This is a genomic window from Rhodococcus sp. DN22 (genome assembly GCF_036669995.1).
In the GTDB taxonomy this organism is placed as follows: Bacteria; Actinomycetota; Actinomycetes; order Mycobacteriales; family Mycobacteriaceae; genus Rhodococcus_F; species Rhodococcus_F erythropolis.
Map to the genome: position 1 here is coordinate 5,300,219 of NZ_CP133326.1, position 21,096 is coordinate 5,321,314.

The window sequence follows — 21,096 nt, forward strand, 5'->3', positions numbered from 1 at the left end:
TTGAGCACCTCACCTACGGCCCCCACTGCGGCCCCCAAGACGCCCCCGCGACGACACTGGATCGTCGGAACGTTCCGCACCCCATTGGGAATCCTGGCCCTCACCTTCCTGACCGCTCTGATCGCCCTCGTCATCTTCGGACCGATGATCTGGGGTGACGCCGCTGTCGCAGCCAACCCGAAGGCACTCTCTCAGGGACCGAGTTCCGAGCACATCTTCGGCACCGACGCCGGCGGGCGTGACGTCTTCGCCCGCACGATGACCGCCGCGAGACTGTCGGTGCTCATGGCTCTCGGAGCCGTCGCACTCGGTGTCACAATTGGCCTGATACTCGGTACGCTCCCGACGCTCGCTCCCCGCTGGGTCGGACGAATGGTCGTGGCATTCCTCAACTTCGCCATCGCATTCCCCGGACTGCTCCTCGCGATCTTCCTGTTGGTCGTTCTCGGACAGGGTGCTGGCAGCGCGGTGATCGCCATCGGTCTCGCCCTGGCCTCGCCGTTCGCGAGGTTGACGTACGCACTGGCTTCGTCGGTCAACGGACGCGACTTCATCGACGCAGCACGCATCCTCGGGGTTACCAAGCCGGGGCTGCTGTTCCGCCACATTCTCCCCAATATCCGTGAACCACTCATCGTCAATGCCAGCATCGCTGTCGGCAGCGGCCTGGTGGTCTTCGCCGGACTCTCGTTCCTCGGCTTGGGCATTCAGCCGCCTGCATTCGACTGGGGCCGGATGCTCAACGAAGGTCTGTCGAAGATCTTCGTCAACCCGGCCACCGCACTCGCCCCCGGCATCGCCGTCGTGCTCGCCGGCTTGACCTTCACGCTGCTCGGCGAGGCCATTGCTCGCGGCGCGGGAGTTCGCAGCCCGATCAGCAGTCGCCTGCCGAAGTGGAAGCCGATCAACCGGAAAACTGCCCAGGCCGATTCGGCGCCCACCGACGAAGACGCGGTACTGACCGTCCGCAACATGTCCGTCGCAGTCCCCGCGGGTGACGACTGGCGTCGCCCCGTCGACAACATCAGTTTTACAGTTCACCGCGGCGAAACCGTGGGCATCGTCGGTGAATCCGGGTCCGGAAAGTCACTGAGTTGCATGGCAATCGCGCAGCTGACCGACCACCCCACCGTGGTCGACGCCGGGCTCATCGAGTTCGACGGCACCGTGCTGATGAAGGACGGCAAGCGGCCGGACGACGCGGCTTCGCGCAAGGTTGCCCGCCAACTCGGCACACGTATGGCGATGGTGTTCCAGGATCCGATGTCGTCCATGAATCCGTCTCTCAAGGTCGGATACCAGGTCGCCGAGATCGGTTGGCTCCACGAAGGTATGAGCAAGGCCGACGCGAAGAAGGCGGCAGTCGAGCGACTGAACGCCGTCAAGATCCCCGACGCGCCCAGGCGTGCGAAGCAGTACCCCCACGAGTTCTCCGGCGGTATGCGTCAGCGCGCGATGATCGCCATGGGTCTGATGGGTAAGCCCGCTCTGATCATCGCGGACGAACCCACCACTGCGCTCGACGTGACCGTTCAGCGTGAGGTCCTCGGGCTGCTCCACGAGGTTCGCGAAGAAACCGGCGCCGCAATCCTTCTCATCTCGCACGACATGGCCGTCATCACCGGCATGTGCACCCGTGTCCTCGTCATGTTTGCCGGCGAAATCGTCGAAGACATCGCAGTCGACGATCTGATTGCCGGCCGTGCAAAGCATCCGTACACCCGCGCGCTGATCGCCGCGGTCCCCACCATGAGCACCGATCGCGACAAGCCGCTTGCCACCGTCGACGAAGCCTGGCAGGTGGAGAGCCTCGACGCCGAGGAGAGCACCGCCGACATCGAGTTGGAAGAACTGTTGGCTGTTGCAGAGGAGATCCGATGAGCAGACTCGAATTCCGTGACGTCAACGTCCACCTCGGTAGCGGTTCGAAAAAATTCCACGCCGTCAAGAACATCAATCTCGACATCCCCTCCGGATCGGTGGTCGGTCTCGTCGGTGAATCGGGTTCCGGAAAGTCGACACTGGCGCGAGCAACTGTCGGCCTGGCCGAGCCCAGTTCCGGCCAGATCCTTCTCGACGGTGTGGACGTCGCTCACGCCCGCGGCGCGACGGCTCGTCTGCGCCACCGGATCCAGATGGTCTTCCAAGATCCGTACTCGTGCCTCGACCCGCGAATGACCATCGGCCAGTCACTCGCCGAGGCGCTGCGGTCCACCGAGCGTCGTGACAAAGCTCGGCGCAGCCGCGGCGACCGCGCTGCCGAGGTCGCTCGACTCCTCACCACCGTCCAACTGCCGGTGGAGAAGGCGCACGAATACCCATCGTCGTTGTCGGGTGGTCAGCGCCAACGCGTTGCCCTCGCGCGGGCTTTGGCAGCCGCACCGGCAGTTCTGCTTGCCGACGAAATCACCTCCGCTCTGGACGTGTCCGTGCAGGGCGCGGTTCTGAATCTGTTGGTGGATCTGCAGAAGCAGCTTGGTCTGACGGTTCTGTTCGTCAGTCACAACCTGGCGGTGATCCGCTACGTCTGTGACCACGTCGCAGTCATGCTCGGCGGCGAGATCGTCGAGCACGGGCCGGTTCTCGACGTGATCGATTCGCCCAAGGAGCCGTACACGGCAAAGCTGTTGTCCGCGATCCCGACATTCGGGGAGCCGATGTTCCAATGACAACGCCGACCACTCTCGACTCTCCCGCAGCCGTAGCCCGTGCCGAAGAACGTCGTTCGGCGAGAATCCAGGATTACGCGTCCGTGGTTACACCGACCAGCATCGCCGTATCGGCGTCGGGACGCATTGCATACGTACGTACCGAATCGAATCCGGCTGCGGATACCAACGAGCACTCGATCTGGTTGGCTTCCCCGCAACTACAGCTCACCGCGGGACCTGCCGACACCTCGCCGGCTTGGCATCCCGTTTCGACGCTGTTGGTCTTCGTTCGGCCGGATTCCTCGGGCACACCACAACTGTGGAAGGTCGACGCCACCGGGGGTCCGGCAACACAGCTGACCACCACGGCGCAGCTCCCGCTCGGCGCGGGGGCACCGGTGTTCTCTCCTGACGGCGCTCGGATCGCCTTCAGCGCCCCCGTCGACCGCACTGCCGCCGGATCGTCATGCCTCTTGGTGGCGAAGCGCCTCAACTACAAGGTCGACGGATCCGGTGTCCGGGGCAGCGTTCGGGCGCACTTGTTCGAGTTCGATCTGGCCGCCGGCTCACTACGGCAGCTGACGGACGGCGATTGGGACGCTTCGCATCCCGCGTACAGTCCCGACGGCACCGAACTGGCTTTCACCGCGGCGATGGACGGCGACGCCGATCTGACGCGGGCGAGTTCCGCCTGGACCGTATCGCTGACTGATCTCGCCTCCGCTCCGCGGATGTTGGGGCACGCACGCGGCCTCGCAGGACCACTTGCATGGACACCTGCCGGCGACGCGGTCGTAGCCGTCGGTTGGTACACACCGATCATTCACAACAACGAACTTCTTGTCCTGCACCGCGACCAGCGAGTGGAAGACCGCAGCCTGACGTCCGGACTCGACCGAAACGTCATGCCGGGCGGGACCGGTTATCCCGGTGGCGCACCGAGTTTCACCGCCGACGGCGACATCGTCTTCTGCATCCGCAACCACGGCTCCACCGAACTGCACAAGGTCGATTTCGGATCAGGCTCCGTCTCACCACTTCTCACCGGCGAGCAGACAGTGGTCTCAGGCCTTGCCCTGACGTCCGGGCGAGCCGTCGTCGCGCTGGCAACGGCGACATCCTTCGGCGAGGTCGCCGTCATCGACCTCGAGACTCGTGCAGTCGAAACCGTCACCGAATTGAACACGGAACTGACAACTTCCGTCGCGTTTCCAGTCGCCTCCGAGCGTTGGTTCGACATCAGCGACGGCACCCGTGTTCAGGGTTGGATCCTGCGCGACCCGAACGTCACGGGCGCCGGCCCGCTGGTTCTGGACGTCCACGGCGGACCACACAATGCCTGGACCGGAACGCCCACCGTGATGCACGCATACCACGCGGAACTGGTCGCGCTGGGATTCACGGTCTTGATGATCAATCCGCGCGGAAGTGACGGCTACGGAAACGACTTCTTCGACGGTGTGCGGGACGGCTGGGGTGAGGCGGATCGTGCCGACCTGCTCGAACCGGTCGAAACCCTTGTCACCGAGGGGATGGCCGATCCGGAGCAACTGGTGCTCACGGGCTACAGCTACGGCGGATTCATGACGTGCGCCCTGACGTCCGTCACCGATCGGTTTGCCGTCGCAGTCGCCGGTGGTCTCGTTTGCGACATCGCGAACACGGCCGGCCCCTCGGACGAGGGCATCTTGCTGCAGACGGTCGAATTCGACCCGCAGTCATCTCGGGTACAGGAACTTTCGCCGCTGGGGCGAGTCTCCCAGGTGACGACACCGACGCTGATCCTTCACGGCGGCAGCGACGTCCGTTGCCCGGTCAACCAGGCCGAACAGTGGTTCGGTGGACTGCGTTTGGCCGGCACCCCGACCGAGTTGGTGGTTTTCCCGGACGCGTCACATGCCTTCGTGTTGACGGGTCGGCCGTCCCACCGACTGGAGTACAGCACTCGTCTCGTCGACTGGATCGAACGGCACCTCTCCCCCAAGCCCGCACTGACCACGGTCGATCCCGACTACTGGCAGTACCGACTCGACACCCTGAGTGCGAAGTACGGGGTGCCCGGCGCCTCACTGGGAATTCTGACCACAACCCGCAGCGGATTCTCCCGCACCGTGGTCACGTCCGGTGTCGTCAGTACCCGCACCGGCGTCGCGGCTACGCCCGACACGCTGTTCCAGATGGGTTCGATCAGCAAGGTCTGGACGGCCACCCTGATCATGCAGCTCGTCGAAGAAGGATTGCTGGATCTCGACTCACCTGTCCGGAACATCCTGCCGGACTTCGCAGTTGCCGACGCGGTAGCCACCGAAACGGTCACGACTCGCCACCTGTTGACTCACACCAGTGGCATCGACGGTGACCTTTTCATCGACGGCGGGCGCGGCGACGACTGCGTCGAGCGATACGTCGCATCACTGAAATCAACGGTGCAGCTCTTCGCCCCCGGCACCGATTGGTCGTACTGCAACACCGGCTTCGTGATCGCCGGACGAATCATCGAGGTTCTCCGAGGTAAGAGTTGGGACGCGGTTCTGCGCGAGCGGATCATCGAACCGCTCGGCCTGACCAAAACCACGACCCTGCCTGAGGAGACGGCACTGCACCGCGCTGCAGTCGGGCACGTCGGCGCTGCCGACGACCTCGAGCAGACACCACAATTCCTCATCCCTCGCTCGATGGGCCCCGCCGGTCTCATCAACAGCACCGCCGAGGACCTTCTTCTGTTCGCGCAGGATTCGATGCGCGAGGATCCGATTCTGCTTCAGCGGTCCACCCATCTGGCGATGCTCGAGGAGCGCCGCCAGATCGGTGACGTGTCGTCAGCGGACATCATGGGAACCACGTGGCTGCTGCATAATTGGGGCGGGGTACTGGCTCATGGCCACAATGGCGGAACTCTCGGCCAGCAGTCGTTCTTGCGAGTGGTGCCGTCGTGCGGTCTAGCCGTGGTCCTGATGGCCAACGGTGGAGCAATGGACGCTCTCTCCGGCGATCTTCTGGCTGAAGTAATCGGTTCCATAGGCGGCGTCAGTGTGACACCGGCATTCTCGCCTGGTGACCCCCACACCCGCGTCACGTCCTCACCTGAAGAACTCGATGCGCTGTGCGGCCTGTACCGCGATGCCGCAGCCGATTTCGTCTTGGAAAGGACCGGCGGTTCCCTGACCGCCCGCCGCACCGATCACATCGACCCTTCGGTCACCGCCGAAAGCGCAGAGTCCGTCTCTCTCAGCCTGATCGAAGTTCACCCTGGAGTATTCGCGACCCAACTACCTCAATCAGCGGGTTGGATCCGGATCACTTTCTTCGACAACGGGAGTACACAATTGCTACACGTCGGAAGCCGCGCGTATCCGCGAGTGAACAACCGATGACCATTCTCCGCGATCTGGCCGAGCGCCAACTTCCTCAGATCCTCGAAGACGCCATCGCGCTCATCGAAGTCGAGTCGCCGTCACACGATCTCGAAGCTGTTGCCCGCAGCGCGAAGTGGACGTCAGACCTTGTCCACGAACGACTCGGCGTGACACCGGAGTCGATAGTGACGGAAGGCCGTACCCATCTGGTGACCCGTTTCGGCAGCTCACCGACGCGGCTGATGCTGCTCGGTCATCATGACACCGTGTGGCCGATCGGCACCCTGACACGCCTGCCCGCAGCCGTCACCGACGGAGCGCTCCGAGGTCCGGGCGGACTCGACATGAAACTTGGTGTCGTTCAGGCAATCCACGCCCTCGCTATCGTCCGGGAGCTGCACGGCGACGATGCACTCGACGGAATCACACTCCTCGTGACCGGTGACGAAGAAATCGGTTCACCCACGTCGCGGTCCCTCATCGAGGAACTTGCGGCAGGCGCGGTACTGGTTCTCGAGGCCGGCGGTGACGGTGGCGAACTGAAGACTGTCCGCAAGGGAGTGTCGCTGTATCGGATCCATGTTGCCGGTCGCGCCGCCCACGCCGGGCTGGAGCCGGAAAAAGGCATCAACGCTGCAGTAGAACTGGCTCGTCTCGTGATCGCGATCAACGACTTGTCCTCGCCGGCACAGGCAACCACCGTCACCCCGACTGTCATTTCAGCCGGAACCACAACCAACACCGTTCCGGCAGAAGCCTTCGTCGACGTGGACGTGCGCGCAACCAGCGCCGCCGAGCAGGAGCGCGTCGATGCGAATATCCGAGCCCTGCAGGCAATCCACCCCGAAGCCGTAGTCACGGTCTCGGGTGGTGTCAACCGTCCACCTCTCGAAGGGACGATGTCCGCACCGTTGCTGGCGTTGGCGGAACGCGTTGCGCTCGAGCATGATCTGACTCCGCCCGTCGGCCTCGCCGTAGGCGGAGCCTCGGACGGAAACTTCACTGCCGGTATCGGTATCCCCACCCTCGACGGCCTCGGTGGCGTCGGCGGCGGTGCACACGCCGAGACCGAGCATGCGCTCGTGTCCGCAATCGCTCCGAGGACGGCGTTGGTTGCGGGCCTTATTCGTTCGATCACGTCTGAAGGGGGCCCTCGTGTCGAAAAGCAAAGCGGTTGAGTTTCGAGAACTGGTCGATACCCGCGAAATAGCCGATCTATCCGCCGTTTTCGACGAGATCTGGGCTACCAGTCCCGGACCGGCTCATTTCGGCACTGCGATGTTGGTTGCGCTTCACCACGGTGGTCACTACGTGGTGGGAGCCTTTTCCGAAGGCGAAATGATCGGTGGTTGCGTCGGATTCTTCGTCGAGCCTCTCGGCGAGGTTCTGCACTCACACATCGCCGGAGTACTACCGGGACACGCAGGCAAGGGAATCGGCCGCGCCCTCAAGCATCATCAGCGAGACTGGTGCATCGAGCGCGGCGTCAAGACGATCCGGTGGACCTTCGATCCACTGGTCGCACGAAATGCCTATTTCAACATTCAGCGTCTCGGAGCCGAACCGGCCGAATACAACCCGGATTTCTACGGGTCGATGGCAGACGGAATCAATGCAGGCGACGCCAGCGATCGTATGCTCGTCAGTTGGGACCTCGACGTCGGTGGATCTCCGAGTTCTACTGTGGCCGTGAATGATACATTCAAGGTGCTTCAACCCACCGAAGACGGTACGCCTCGAATGCTCCCGATCCCACCCGACTGCGTCGATATCGCAGTCGGAATACCCAGAGACATCGAGCATCTGAGAACAGTCGACCGCGCCTCTGCCTTTGCCTGGCGACACGCGCTTCGCGAGTACCTCGAACCACTGATCGCCTCGAAGGAATGGCAATCGACCGGCTTCGACCCCAGCGGCTATTACATGTTCACGAAAATCTGCGAGACAACCGGAGAAGAGCAAGTCCATGCACATTGAGTCCGTCGAATTGCGCGAACTGCGCATCCCTCTCGTCTCCCCCTTCACCACGTCATTCAGCACCCAGCTCGAGCGCAACACCCTCGTCCTGAAAGTGAGCGGCACCACCGACGGCCCCAACGGTCCGGTGGAGACCGTCGGCTGGGGCGAGTGCGGCTCGCTCAGCGATCCGTACTACAACTCCGAATACACCGCTGGTGCGCGGGCGATGCTTCGCGAGTATCTCGTTCCGACGCTGCGTAAGTCGCAGTCGGATCAGCCGCTCTCGGCCGAGACGGTCGGCAGCGTACTTCACCACGTCGTGGGTCACCAGATGTCGAAGTCGGCTATCGAAATGGCAATCCTCGATGCTGAATTGCGGGCTCGTGGACAGTCTTTCGCTCGGTACCTCGGTGCCACTCGCACTCGGGTGCCCTCGGGAGTGTCCGTCGGCATCCAGGACAGCATTCCGCAGCTACTCGAAACCGTCGGCAACTATCTGTCGCAGGGTTACGTGCGAATCAAGCTGAAGATCAAGCCGGGCTGGGACATCGCTCCCGTGGCTGCGGTGCGCAAGGAGTTCGGCTACGACGTTCCTCTGCAGGTCGACGCGAATGCCGCGTACACCCTCGTCGACGCGCAGTTGCTGCGCCGCCTGGACGAATTCGCATTGCTCCTCATCGAACAGCCGCTGGCCGAGGACGATTTGGTGCAGCACGCCAAGCTCGCCCAGTCCCTCTCGACTCCGATCTGCCTCGACGAGTCGGTCGAGTCGGCCAAGGATGCGGCGGATGCCATCACGCTCGGTGCCGCTTCGGTCATCAACATCAAGCCGAGCCGTGTCGGTGGATATCTGGAAGCCAAGCGCATCCACGATCTCGCCTCGGCACACGGTATTGCGGTGTGGTGCGGCGGAATGCTCGAGACCGGAATCGGCCGCGCCGCCAACGCGGCCCTCGCGGCGCTGGACGGGTTCACGCTGCCCGGCGACATCTCGGCTTCCGATCGCTTCTACAAGGAGGACATCACCGAACCGTTTGTCATCGAGGACGGCCACATCGCTGTGCCGCAGGGACCGGGCTTCGGTGTGACTCCACGTGAAGACGTCATGGATCGCTTCACGGTCGGAACCGAGATTCTGTAGGTCCGTCACACAGTCACGCAGCAGCCACCTCCACCTTCACCCCGGAGGTGGCTGTTCGTCGTTTGTGTCGGTAGGGAGGTGCATAGTGATTCGGACATGACGTTCTGCACCGAAAGGCCCCCGATGAGTAGCTGGTCCGATCGCCCGATCTGCGCGTTCGACCTCGAGACCACGGGGCGGGATCCGTCGACCGCTCGTATCGTCAGTGCCTGCGTCGCGGTGATCGACGGTTCGAGTGTCGAAACACGCACGTGGCTACTCGATCCCGGCGTCGAGATCCCCGCCGGCGCCTCGGATATTCACGGCATCAGCACCGAGTTCGCGGCGCAACACGGCCAGGATTATTCCGAGGGCTACGAAGAGATTCGCGAGGCTCTGCACAATTCCTGGGCGCGCGATCACGCCGTCGTGGCGTTCAATGCCTCCTATGATCTGACGGTCATGCATGCCGAGGGTCTGCGCATCGGCAAGCCTGCATTCGTTCCGGGGTTGGTGATCGATCCGTACGTAATCGATCGGGCGATGGATACGTTGCGCAAGGGCAAGCGAACGCTTGCGGCCGTGTGCGAGCACTACGGAATTTCATTGGAGTCGGCGCACGAAGCCGAGGCCGATGCCAAAGCTGCGGCAGCGTTGGCCCGCGAGTTGGCCGTGAGGTTCCCCGACATCCTGGGGCTCGATCTCATGGTCGATCAAGCCGATTGGCACGCAGAGCGGCAACGCGATTTCGCCGAGTACCTTCTCAGCCAAGGGAGGGACGTGGCAGATGTGAACGGCCAGTGGCCGATTCGCATCATCGCCTGACGTCCTCCCCGGCTCGGACGACCGCGCGCTACGCCGGGACCGGCGGCCACACCGGCGCAATGGACCACGGCCGGGCTGTTTCGAGCTGCGACGCAACCTGAATCAGCAGATCTTCACGGCCGAACGCGCCGACCAACTGCACGCCGATCGGAACGCCGGCCGAGTCATGACCCATCGGCAAGGAAATCGCCGGCTGACCTGAACTGTTGAACGGACTGGTCAAGCCGCTGTACCCGGCCGAATGCTCCCAGATCGACATAGGATTCGCCGTATCGAGCAGACCGAGCGGAGCTGCCGGCCGAGCCATCGTCGGAGTCAGCAACAGGTCGTGATCGACAAAGAACGCACCGATCACCTGGGCGGCCCGCTCGAGTTCCTGCAACGCCTTGACGACGTTCGTCGCACTTTCGGACTTCGCGCGGTCGTAGATCATCCGCGCCATCGGCTCGAGGTCGTCGTCGCGGATCGCGCGGTTCAGGGCGTCGAGTCGTTCGTCGACCTCGATCGTCATCGGAATGCCCATCAACACCGACAGCCCGGCAGTGAGCGCATCGAGCGGAAAGTTCGGGGCACTCTCGGTGACATCGTGACCGAGTTCTTCGAGCAGGCCGGCAACACCGGTCGCGACGGCCGAGCACTCCGGGTCCACCGGTGTGCCGTCAGGAAGAGCGTTACTCAGACCGATCCGCAACCGTCCGGGATCGGCACCCACTTCCTCGATGTACGGCCGCTTCGGCGCCAGGATCACGTAAGGATCGCCCACTGTCGGCCCGGCGGACAGATCGAGAAGCAGCGCAGTGTCGCGGACACTTCGGGTGAGCGCGTGATGAACACTCATCGGCGACGAGAAGAGCGTGCGCGCCGGTGCCGTCGGAGTACGTCCTCGGCTCGGCTTGAGGCCTACCAGGCCGCAGGCCGATGCGGGAATACGGATCGATCCACCACCGTCGCTGGCATGCCCGCCTGGCACGATCCCGACGGCAACAGCTACAGCCGTGCCACCCGAAGATCCGCCGGGCGAACGATCAAGGGCGTAAGGGTTACGGGTGGGTCCGAACAGCGCAGGTTCGGTACTCGCGTTCTTGCCGAACTCCGGGGTGTTCGTCTTGCCGATGACAACCAGACCAGCCTGGCGGTAGCGCTCGACGAGCGTCGAATCTTTTTCTGCCACAGCGTCGGCGAACAATCGAGATCCATTGGTGCTCGGCAATCCTGCGACGTCCATGCCGAGGTCTTTGATCACGAACGGGACGCCCTGCAGTGGACCATCCGGCAGGCCGCCTGATACCTCGTTGCGCGCTTCCTCTCGGCGCTCACTGATCACCGCGTTGACTGCCGGGTTGCGCTCGTCGAGCCTGTCCAGACTGAACTCGAGGACTTCCTTGGCGGAGACGTCGCCGCTCTTGATCGCTTCGGCCAGGCCGGTCATGTCGTTGTTGTCGAACAAATCCTGCATCGATGCCCTCATCACTCGTGTCGAACTCTGCCGATAGTGAGGTCCGTCATATCAACCGGAGTGGCGACGCAGTTCCGAAATTCCGCTTGGCGGGACCGATCAGAGAATCAAGCCCTCACAGAATCAAACCTTGCCGCCGCGCTTCCACGACCGCTTCGTGACGACTGCGGACGTCGAGTTTTCCCATCAGATTCCTCATGTACGTCTTGATCGTTTCGACGCTCAGGGACAACCTCTCGGCGATCTCGGCATTGCGCAGTCCGAGAGCGACGTACCCCATCACCTCCCGCTCGCGTGGCGACAGGACAACGGTGTTCGCGACTGGAGTGTTCGCGGAAGGTTTCGGCGACGCCAACGCCCGCAACTTTGCCTCGACCGCGAGGACCTGCGCGCTGAGAGCCATGTCCTCGAGGTTCGCCGCGATCTCGCCGAGCGCCAGGACGCTCTCGGTCAACCCTTCGGATATCTGGGCATCGCGGTTCGAACCATGTTCCACCGCAGCGGTATCGAGCATCGCCACCCGACGATCCACTTCGTCGCGAATCTCGAATTCTCGGGCCAACGCGTACGACGATCGCATCATCGTCTCTGCGATCACGTCGCCGATCGGCAGGTTGGCACGCAGTCCTCCGTAGATCGCTCCGCGAGTAACCCCGCGTACGACGATGGGGACTGCCATCAAGGATTCAATCGCTTCGGTACCCACTTCATAGTCGTAGTCGTGAGTGATGTGCGACGAGTTCGCGTAGTCCTGGACCGCGCCCGGTCGTTGTTCTGCGATCGCCCGACCGCCGAGTCCGCATTCGGCGTCGATCCGCAGGTTTCGCAGGATGTTGCTGCGCGTGCCGACGTGACCGGTGATGGTCAGCGACCGGTCGCTGACGCAGCCGCCGAACAGAACCGGCAACTCGGTTTTGGGGTGCAGCCGACGCAGTTCGGCGCGCAACGCGTCGTCGTCGCTCGGTCTCAGTACCCTGCTCACTCTCACCTCCACGTACCCAATTCAGAGGGTAGCGGCACCTTTGGCTGGGCAATAGCGTGCATCCAGGCCATTTGTAGTGCCGATCACACTTATCGTGACACCAACCGTGCCACGTCGCCTTCGGAGGAACCGTGTCTGTCCCGACAGCTGTTGCAGCCAACAACACCCCGCTCAGTCCGCTGCGCTTTCTCGAGCGCAGCGCCGCGGTGTTCCCCGAGCGCACCGCCGTCGTTCACGGCGACCGGACCTACTCGTACCGAGAGTTCGGTGACGAGGTCGCGGCTCTGGCCCGCGTCCTGCGTGAACGCATTCAGCCCGGTGACCGCGTTGCATACCTGGCGCCGAACGTACCCGAGATGCTGTTCGCGCATTTTGCCGTCCCCCTCGCCGGCGGGGTCCTGATCGCCCTGAACTCACGCCTCGCCGGTCCCGAACTCGAATACATTCTCGATCACTCGGGAACCACGATCCTGTTCGTGGACTCCGAATTCGTCGGTTCGGTCACCTCGTCCAAGGCAAACGTGGGGAGCCTGCGTGAGATCGTCGAGATCCCGGACTCCACCGTCCCCTATCCGGACGTTCCCACCGGAATCGTCACCGGGCAGTACGCCGATCTGATTGCCGAAGGCGAAGCTCTCTCCGATCAGCCACTGCACTGGGGCGTCGACGACGAGCAGCAGTGCATCGCCATCAACTACACCTCGGGTACCACCGGAAAACCCAAGGGCGTCATGTACTCCCACCGCGGGGCGTACCTGAACTCGCTCGGCGAGACATTCCACAACGGCTTCGACGGAGCGACGAAGTATCTGTGGACACTGCCGATGTTCCACTGCAACGGGTGGTGCACGCCGTGGGCCGTCACTCAGGCCGCGGGCACACATATCTGCCTGCGCGCGGTCCGCGCCGATGCGATCTGGGACGCCATCGACAATCTGGGCGTGACACATCTGTGCGGCGCTCCTACCGTCTGCTCCACCATCGCCGACGCAGACCAGGCCCACAAGGTCGACGCCTTGCGCATCACCACCGCCGGCGCTCCCCCGTCACCGACGATCATCGGAAAACTCGAAGACATCGGTGTCACCGTGGTTCACGTCTACGGCCTCACCGAGGTGTACGGCCCCTACACGATCTGCGAATACCAGGAAGCCTGGGACGACAAGCCGCAGTCCGAGCGCGCCGCACTTCTCTCGCGTCAGGGAGTCGGCATGGTGCAGGCCGAAAATGCTCGCGTTGTCGATGCCGAGATGAACGACGTCCCCGCCGACGGCCAGACCATGGGTGAGATCGTGCTCCGCGGCAACAACGTGATGCTCGGGTACTACCGCGACGAGGCCGCGACAGCCGAAGCATTTGCCGGTGGTTGGTTCCATTCCGGCGACCTCGGCGTCATGCATCCCGACGGATACATCCAGCTCAAGGACCGCGCGAAGGACATCATCATCTCAGGCGGCGAGAACATCTCCACCGTCGAGGTCGAGCAGGCGATCATGAGTCACCCCGCGGTGATCGACGTGGCAGTCGTCGGCGTTCCGGACGAGAAGTGGGGCGAGCGCCCGAAGGCATTCGTGGTGCTGGGCAAGGGATTACAGGCATCCGCCGAAGACATCGTCGAGCACACCCGCACTTTGCTGGCCGGGTACAAGGTTCCCCGCGACATCGTCTTCCCGCTCGACCTTCCTCGCACCCCCACCGGCAAGGTTCTCAAGTTCCAGCTACGCGCCGACAACTGACGCCGACGAAACCTGGATACTTGCATCCATGACCGAGCGCTCCGATGTACCCGGAACTGACCCCGCACAGTTTCGGGTACACGTCGCGTCTCAAGCGATCCGGTTGTTCTCGGAGAACGGGTACGAAGCCACCACCGTCGAGCAGATCGCCGCTGCCGCCGGTGTGTCGCGTCGGACGTTCTTCCGGCAGTTCCGCTCCAAGGAAGACGTGATCTTCGCCGATCACGAGTCCCTCCTCGAACACGTCGCAGAGTTCCTCGCGTCCGATTCCGCCGACCCCTGGGCGTCCGTGTGCGAGGCCGCGGGACTGGTGTTCGATTTCTTCCGCAGGAACCGAGACCTGTCGATGCGGCGATACCGCGTCGTACAGCATGTTCCGGCTCTTCGCGACCGCGAACTCGTCACCGGATTCCGCTACGAGCGCCTCTTCGTCGACTACCTGCGCAGCGCTGTGCCCCGCGAACCTGTCCTCGAGGTTGTCGGTTTTGCCGCAGCTGTCACCGCGTGCCACAACTACCTCTTGCGAAGCATGATCAAAGGCGACGAGGACGCCACAGCTGATGCACTAAGTCAGGCATTGCTCGACGTTCGGCGGACGTACGGCGTGGCACCCGGGTCCAAGACCAGCACGCCAGAATCGAAGTCCGTGCTGGTAGTAGCCTTTGCCCCGGGCACGTCCGCTGATGAGATCAGCAGAAAAATCCACGAACAACTCGGCTGACACTGCTCGTGCACCGAAACTTCACACACCCATCCCTTGACCTGGCACTCAGTGCCGTGTTTGACTGGGGTCATTGGCACCGGTCTGTCCGCGAATCTCGCTGGTAACGCCGGAGCCGCACCGACCGCCTTCAAGCCACCTTCACCAAGGAGCGTTCCCATGGCAGGAAACCCGGATTTCAATCTCTTCGCACTGAACGAAGAGCACGACGAACTGCGGGCTGCTATCCGCGGACTCTCCGAGAAGGAAATCGCGCCGTACGCCAAGGACGTCGACGAGAACGCACGTTTCCCCGAGGAAGCGCTCACCGCTCTCAACGCGTCCGGCTTCAACGCCATCCACGTTCCCGAGGCTTACGACGGCCAGGGCGCCGATTCCGTCGCCACCTGCATCGTCATCGAGGAAGTCGCCCGCGTCTGTGGATCCTCCTCGCTGATCCCCGCTGTGAACAAGCTCGGCACCATGGGCCTGATCCTCAAGGGTTCCGAAGAGCTCAAGTCCAAGGTGCTCCCGGACCTCGTGAACGGCGGAATGGCGTCGTACGCACTGTCCGAGCGTGAAGCCGGATCCGACGCCGCTTCGATGCGTACCCGCGCAAAGGCTGACGGCGACGACTGGATCCTCAACGGCTCCAAGTGCTGGATCACCAACGGCGGCAAGTCCACCTGGTACACCGTCATGGCTGTCACCGATCCCGACAAGGGCGCAAACGGCATCTCCTCTTTCATGGTCCACAAGGACGACGAGGGCTTTGTCGTCGGACCGAAGGAAAAGAAGCTCGGCATCAAGGGCTCCCCCACCGCTGAGCTGTACTTCGAGAACTGCCGCATCCCCGGCGACCGCATCATCGGCGAACCGGGCACCGGCTTCAAGACGGCACTCGAGACCCTCGACCACACGCGTCCCACCATCGGTGCTCAGGCTGTCGGCCTGGCCCAGGGCGCACTCGACGCGGCGCTGGCGTACACCAAGGATCGCAAGCAGTTCGGCAAGTCCATCAGCGACTTCCAGGCTGTTCAGTTCATGCTCGCGGACATGGCGATGAAGGTCGAAGCCGCACGTCTGATGGTTTACACCTCCGCAGCACGCGCCGAGCGTGGCGAGAAGAACCTCGGCTTCATCTCCGCTGCGGCGAAGTGCTTCGCTTCGGACGTTGCCATGGAGGTCACCACCGACGCCGTGCAGCTGTTCGGTGGCGCCGGCTACACCACCGACTTCCCGGTCGAGCGCATGATGCGCGACGCCAAGATCACGCAGATCTACGAAGGCACCAACCAGATTCAGCGCGTCGTGATGTCGCGTGCGCTGTTGAAGTAAGGCACTTCGCGCCCCTGTGCGCCTTTCTGGTAGTTCTGACTACCGGAACGGCGCACAGGGGCTTGCCCCTAATTTTTGAGGAGAATTGTGGAACTCGTAGGCGTAATCGGCGGCGGCACCATGGGTGCCGGCATTGCCGAAGTTTGTGCAAAAGCCGGTAGCTCGGTACTGGTGCTCGAAACCAAAGAAGAATTTGCCGCCGCTGCTCGCGAACGGATCGCCAAGTCGATCAACCGCGGCGTCGCCAAGGGCAAGATCACCCAGGAAGACGCCGACGCCGCGATCGCACGCGTCCGCGTCACCTTGGACATGGAAGAGTTCGCCGATCGCGATCTGGTGATCGAAGCTGCTCCCGAGATCGAAGCTCTCAAGTACGAGATCTTCGGCAAGCTCGACAAGATCGTCAAGCCTGCAGGCATTCTGGCGACCAACACGTCGTCGATCCCCGTCATCAAGATCGCCAAGGCCACCTCGCGCCCCGGCCAGGTTGTCGGCGTTCACTTCTTCAACCCCGTGCCGGTCATGCCGCTCGTGGAGATCGTGGTCAGCCTGACGACGTCCGAAGAGACCGTTCTCGCCGTCACCGACTACGCCAAGAACACCTTGCGCAAGAAGACGGTTCGCGCGGGCGACCGTTCGGGCTTCATCGTCAACGCTCTGCTCATCCCGTACCTGTGCCAGGCTGTCCGGATGCTCGAATCCGGCTACGCCACAGCAGAAGACATCGACGAGGCCATGAAGGGCGGCTGCGGCTACCCGATGGGCCCGCTGACGCTGCTCGACACCGTCGGTCTCGACATCGCTCTCGCAGCAGCGGAGTCGCTGTACGCGGAATTCGCAGAACCGCACTACGCTCCGCCGGCGCTGCTTCGCCGCATGGTCGACGCCGGTCGCCTCGGCAAGAAGACCGGTCGCGGCTTCTACGAATACGCCTGAGTCCGACCGCTTCACTCTTCCGGCCCCTCACCTGTTGCAGGTGAGGGGCCGGAGTTGTTTTCGGGCAGATCTAGCCGAATCCATTGACAAATTCGCGCGGCGCAGCAAAAGTCATCATGTGACAACAACCGTTGTCACATGAGCGCAGGCGGAGGGTCAACCAGATGAGCAGCGATCCGGACACCGATACTCGTCGACCTAAGCCCCAGGCGCGACCAGAGCCCCGGGAACTACGAGCCGATCCGATCGGCCCCGGTTCCCTGACGTGGACACACTTCGGCGACGTTCGCGGTCTGCTGTATCTCGGACGCGCAGGCACACTGCAGAACATGCACCCCGCGGTAAGTGGAGCGCTGCAAGATCATTCGAACTTCTTCGACAATCCGCTCGACCGCCTGTTCCGCTCACTTCCTCCCATCTACGGGGTCGTGTACGACCGGACCGAAGAGGGCACAGGCACGCTCGTTCGCAACTTCCACACCGATCTCAAAGGAACAGACGAAACCGGCGGGCGCTACCACGCCCTCGCTCCTGACACTTTCTGGTGGACTCACGTCACGTTCTTCGAGGTGATACTCGATTTCAACGAACGATTTGCATACAAGAAGTTCACACCGGAGCAGAAGGACCAGCTTGTCCGTGAGGCCGTAACCTGGTGGCGTTGTTACGGTCTCACCGATCGACCGGCTTTCGACGACTACGCGAGTTTTCGCACGTACTGGGAAGACATGCTCGACAACCACCTGATCAACACCCACACCACAAAATGGTCGACGCGCATCGCCGAGCACGACATCGCACCGGCTCCGAAGGTTCCGACGTGGCTGTGGCGTCTGACCTCACGCCCCACGATGGCCGTCCAGATCGATTCTGGCATCTGCTGCCGCTACAACTGCGGTACGCGCCGCGCGCCTACTCGGGCATCCGCGCGCAGGGTCTGTGAGCACTCGTCGGTAGGCTGGAGTGCGTGCCAGCTCATCTCCCTTCCGACGCGATCAGTGTTCGTGTGGACAGCTGGACGTGGGCGGTTCGGCTGTTCAAGACACGCTCGCAGGCGGCGACCGCCTGCCGATCGGGACACGTTCGGGTCAACGGAACGTCGGCAAAGGCAGCTCAGCAGGTGAAAGCCGGCGACGAGGTGCGGGTGCGTGTATCCGGCATCGAGCGCATCGTCGTCGTGGTCAAGCCGATCACGAAGCGAGTCAGCGCCGTGCTGGCCGCCGATTGCCTGCAGGACAATTCGCCGCCCCCACCACCGCCCGAACTGATCGCGTCCATTCCGCGACGTGATCGTGGCGCCGGCAGACCGACCAAACGCGAGCGACGCGACCTCGAGAAGCTGCGCGGCCTCGAGCCGTAATCACTACCTCGAAACAGGCTGACGCAGAACCGTCTTCAGTTTCTCGGGCGGCGTCCGGCGAGCGTCGCTGAGGTAGATCTCGTGATGATCGCCGTTGAAGCTCAGGCCGTTCGACGGGATGAACGTGTTGTGCAGCCGGTCCAGGGTGGGAGCTTCGTCGTCGTACGAGCCGACGTGAAGAATCTGGACGGACAGACCTTCCTCCAACTCGAGAAACCTGACCTTGTCGAGAGCGGCAATCTCCTTCTTGGCCCGCACTGCCTTGGCCCGGACTGCGTCAATCGACGCAGACAGTTCCGTCTCCGTGATCCACTCCGGTTGCGAGATCATCATCGTCCAATCCCACGACGACTTGTCCCGCGTCACGAACACCTCGGGGTCATCTGCCCGCCACAACCCTTCCAGCGGGCCCACGACGAAGTCGCGATCCAGTTCCTTCTTGCTCGCGAATTTGGTCGCGTAGGACACCGAATACAGCGCTTCGAGCGCCTCGGAGTACTCGGTGGCAGTGTTGGGATCACCGTGACCGTCGACGGCGAAGTAGCCGAAGCGCGGGACGGTCACGAGGGCAAAATCGCGGCGCCCGGGGGAATAGAGATCCTTGTATGCCTTCTTGACGTCGTACTTCTCCATGCGCCACCCACCTGATCACTGGCCGAGTTTCAACGTTCGGAAACCTATCCGAGAACACCGACATTCCGATAGCGGACCACCGTCCCCTTGTTAATAGACCAGTGGACTTTTACTCTGGACGGGGTGACTACACCCCAGGCGACCGACGTCGCTCGAGTTCCGCGCCGCAGACCGTTGCGGATCGTTGCCATATCCGCGATTGTCGCGTCGATCTTGGCTCTGTTGTTCGTGTACCCGTGGTGGAGCTTGTTCGTCCGGCCGGACTGGCCGACAGCGGTGGCAGTTTTCGGCACCGTTCTATTTGCCGCCCTCCTGATCACCCTGCCTGCCACCATGATGCTCAGCCACGGACACACTGACCGCGATCCAGTTCGCCTGGTCGGCGACGCCCTCCTCGGAATCATCTGGGTCGTGTTCGTGTGGACCCTGCTCGGTGAAGTCCTGAGGCTCGGATTGCTCGTCGGCGGCGTGGATGACCCGCTTCGATCGAGAATCGTCGCCGTTGCGGCACTGATCACCTCGGCCGTTCTGCTGATCTGGGGCTATCGGGAAGCCATGAGACTGCCACGGATCAAGCACGTCGACGTCACCATCCCTCGCCTCGGAGCGGGAATGGACAAGCTTCGGGTAGTCGCAATTACCGACACCCATTTCGGCCCGATCAATCGCGAGAAGTGGTCCGAGCGCGTGATCGCGGCAGTCAACGAACTCGACGCCGACATCGTGGCCCACGTCGGCGACATTGCCGACGGAACAGTGGAGCAGCGCCTCGGCCAAGCCACCCCACTCGCGTCGGTGGAAGCCAGACTCGCTCGTGTCTACGTCACCGGGAATCACGAGTACTTCCACGAGGCTCAGGAGTGGCTCGACTACATGACCTCGATCGGCTGGGATGCCCTGCACAACCGGCACCTCGTCGTCACCAAGGGCGGCGACAACCTGGTCATCGCCGGAGTCGACGACGCCACCGCTCTGGGATCAAAGCTCGACGGTCACGGCGCGAACTTCGATATGGCCCTTGCCGGCACCGACCCCGATTTGCCGATCCTGATGCTCGCCCATCAACCGAAGCAGGTAACTCAGTCCGCTTCCGCGGGAGTGGATCTGCAGCTCGCCGGTCATACCCACGGCGGACAGATCTGGCCGTTCAACCTTCTGGTCAAACTCGATCAACCGTCGGTGCACGGGCTCACCCGTCACGGCGACCGCACGCAGTTGTACACAAGCCGCGGAACCGGGTTCTGGGGTCCACCATTCCGCGTGTTCGCACCGAGCGAGATCACCGTCCTGACGCTGCACAGCGCCTGAACGGGCTCAGCTCGTTCGGGTTGCCGCTCGCGCCGACAGCCCGACGAGCTGATTGATCAGACCTTCACGTAGGCCGGTTGCGAACATGTCGGCAGCAGGGGGCGCCTGCATCTCGTTCAGTACGACGACCATGGATTCGGCAGGCTCGGCAGTCGGCCACAAGCCTGCAACAATCACCAGGGTCACCTTGGCGAATTGAGCGACGTCGCCCTCCGAGAGATGGGGCAGTTGCGAATGAACCAGCGACGCAAACCTTCCCGAGTTGACCGTCGCCCGCCTCTTGAAGTCACGGGCGAAGTCGACGGAGATGTTTCTTTCGAGGACACCTGCCATGACGCTCATCAACTCACACAGTAAACGCTGTGCGACAAGCGATTCCGCAACCGTCGATGCCACATGGATTTCAGTGGCAAACGGTGACTCGTCACCGGCCGGAGTCAACGACTCGGACAACCCGTCCAACCAAGCTACCCAGTTCTCGTCGAGCACTTCGAGAAAGATGGCTTCGCGACTGTCGAAGTAGCGAAGCACGTTGGACTTCGCCAGTCCGACGCTCTCACTGAGCTCACGCAGGCTGATGTCGGCGACGGGCCTGGACCCGAGCATCGCGCGGGCCGCATCGAGAATCGCGCACCGACGCGCTTCGATCTGCTCAGGCCTGCGCGCGCGCTGAAATCCGTGGGTCGCCACCATCACGCAAGATTATCAGACCATCGTTCTATTGTTCGCTGCGATG

General features: G+C 62.9%; 18 protein-coding genes. 14 read left to right on the forward strand and 4 right to left on the reverse strand.

What is annotated here, in order from left to right; translation table 11 throughout:
- The 7 genes from RA302_RS24275 (at position 1) to RA302_RS24305 (ending at position 9,911) form a co-directional block, all read left to right on the forward strand.
- A complete protein-coding gene (locus tag RA302_RS24275) occupies positions 1-1,881 on the forward strand; it encodes a dipeptide/oligopeptide/nickel ABC transporter permease/ATP-binding protein (RefSeq protein ID WP_225320135.1) in 1,881 nt (626 codons plus the stop codon).
- Complete coding sequence (locus RA302_RS24280; protein ID WP_003940215.1) at positions 1,878-2,669, forward strand: ATP-binding cassette domain-containing protein; 792 nt, start codon at positions 1,878-1,880, stop codon at positions 2,667-2,669. Before RA302_RS24275 ends, RA302_RS24280 begins: the two co-directional genes overlap by 4 nt.
- Complete coding sequence (locus RA302_RS24285; RefSeq protein ID WP_030535171.1) at positions 2,666-6,025, forward strand: serine hydrolase; 3,360 nt, start codon at positions 2,666-2,668, stop codon at positions 6,023-6,025. The genes RA302_RS24280 and RA302_RS24285 overlap by 4 nt, the downstream gene beginning before the upstream one ends.
- Positions 6,022-7,185 carry a M20/M25/M40 family metallo-hydrolase gene (locus RA302_RS24290; RefSeq protein ID WP_003939777.1) on the forward strand — a complete coding sequence of 388 codons (1,164 nt, stop codon included), beginning with the start codon at positions 6,022-6,024 and terminating at the stop codon, positions 7,183-7,185. The genes RA302_RS24285 and RA302_RS24290 overlap by 4 nt, the downstream gene beginning before the upstream one ends.
- Positions 7,163-7,984, forward strand: coding sequence for a GNAT family N-acetyltransferase (locus tag RA302_RS24295; protein ID WP_030535170.1), 822 nt, complete (start codon positions 7,163-7,165; stop codon positions 7,982-7,984). Before RA302_RS24290 ends, RA302_RS24295 begins: the two co-directional genes overlap by 23 nt.
- Positions 7,974-9,107, forward strand: a complete 1,134-nt coding sequence (gene menC, locus RA302_RS24300) for an o-succinylbenzoate synthase (protein WP_030535169.1) — start codon at positions 7,974-7,976, stop codon at positions 9,105-9,107. The genes RA302_RS24295 and menC overlap by 11 nt, the downstream gene beginning before the upstream one ends.
- 123 nt (positions 9,108-9,230) lie before the next feature.
- Entirely contained in the window at positions 9,231-9,911 is a 681-nt protein-coding gene (locus tag RA302_RS24305; RefSeq protein WP_030535168.1) for a 3'-5' exonuclease, read from the forward strand.
- Between the two features lie 28 nt (positions 9,912-9,939).
- Here RA302_RS24305 and RA302_RS24310 read toward each other — a convergent pair whose 3' ends face one another.
- Together RA302_RS24310 and RA302_RS24315 are read right to left on the reverse strand one after the other, a co-directional pair.
- Positions 9,940-11,367, reverse strand: coding sequence for an amidase (locus tag RA302_RS24310; RefSeq protein ID WP_003940167.1), 1,428 nt, complete (start codon positions 11,365-11,367; stop codon positions 9,940-9,942).
- A gap of 115 nt (positions 11,368-11,482) precedes the next feature.
- Positions 11,483-12,349, reverse strand: a complete 867-nt coding sequence (locus tag RA302_RS24315) for a response regulator transcription factor (RefSeq protein ID WP_030535167.1) — start codon at positions 12,347-12,349, stop codon at positions 11,483-11,485.
- Positions 12,350-12,480: 131 nt separating this feature from the next.
- Here RA302_RS24315 and RA302_RS24320 point away from each other — a divergent pair, with 131 nt between their 5' ends.
- The 6 genes from RA302_RS24320 to RA302_RS24345 all read left to right on the forward strand — a co-directional run bounded on the left by RA302_RS24320 (position 12,481) and on the right by RA302_RS24345 (position 18,419).
- Positions 12,481-14,085 carry an acyl--CoA ligase family protein gene (locus tag RA302_RS24320; RefSeq protein WP_030535166.1) on the forward strand — a complete coding sequence of 535 codons (1,605 nt, stop codon included), beginning with the start codon at positions 12,481-12,483 and terminating at the stop codon, positions 14,083-14,085.
- Positions 14,086-14,113: 28 nt separating this feature from the next.
- Complete coding sequence (locus RA302_RS24325) at positions 14,114-14,806, forward strand: TetR family transcriptional regulator (RefSeq protein ID WP_030535165.1); 693 nt, start codon at positions 14,114-14,116, stop codon at positions 14,804-14,806.
- 159 nt (positions 14,807-14,965) lie between these two features.
- Positions 14,966-16,123 carry an acyl-CoA dehydrogenase gene (locus RA302_RS24330; protein WP_003939784.1) on the forward strand — a complete coding sequence of 386 codons (1,158 nt, stop codon included), beginning with the start codon at positions 14,966-14,968 and terminating at the stop codon, positions 16,121-16,123.
- An 87-nt stretch (positions 16,124-16,210) separates the two neighbouring features.
- A complete protein-coding gene (locus RA302_RS24335; RefSeq protein WP_020909078.1) occupies positions 16,211-17,059 on the forward strand; it encodes a 3-hydroxybutyryl-CoA dehydrogenase in 849 nt (282 codons plus the stop codon).
- Between the two features lie 164 nt (positions 17,060-17,223).
- Positions 17,224-18,183: an oxygenase MpaB family protein gene (locus RA302_RS24340; protein ID WP_080712679.1), complete on the forward strand. Its 960-nt coding sequence runs from the start codon at positions 17,224-17,226 to the stop codon at positions 18,181-18,183.
- A complete protein-coding gene (locus tag RA302_RS24345; RefSeq protein ID WP_021345505.1) occupies positions 18,066-18,419 on the forward strand; it encodes a S4 domain-containing protein in 354 nt (117 codons plus the stop codon). Before RA302_RS24340 ends, RA302_RS24345 begins: the two co-directional genes overlap by 118 nt.
- A 3-nt stretch (positions 18,420-18,422) precedes the next feature.
- Here the strand turns inward: RA302_RS24345 and RA302_RS24350 are convergent, their stop codons facing one another.
- Entirely contained in the window at positions 18,423-19,052 is a 630-nt protein-coding gene (locus RA302_RS24350) for a GyrI-like domain-containing protein (RefSeq protein ID WP_007731353.1), read from the reverse strand.
- Between the two features lie 123 nt (positions 19,053-19,175).
- On the opposite strand from RA302_RS24350, the gene RA302_RS24355 reads away from it, so the two are divergent.
- Complete coding sequence (locus RA302_RS24355; RefSeq protein WP_030535164.1) at positions 19,176-20,360, forward strand: metallophosphoesterase; 1,185 nt, start codon at positions 19,176-19,178, stop codon at positions 20,358-20,360.
- Positions 20,361-20,366: 6 nt separating this feature from the next.
- Here RA302_RS24355 and RA302_RS24360 read toward each other — a convergent pair whose 3' ends face one another.
- Positions 20,367-21,053 (reverse strand): TetR family transcriptional regulator, encoded by a 687-nt coding sequence (locus RA302_RS24360; protein WP_030535163.1) that lies wholly within the window; start codon positions 21,051-21,053, stop codon positions 20,367-20,369.
- Positions 21,054-21,096 lie beyond the last annotated feature (43 nt).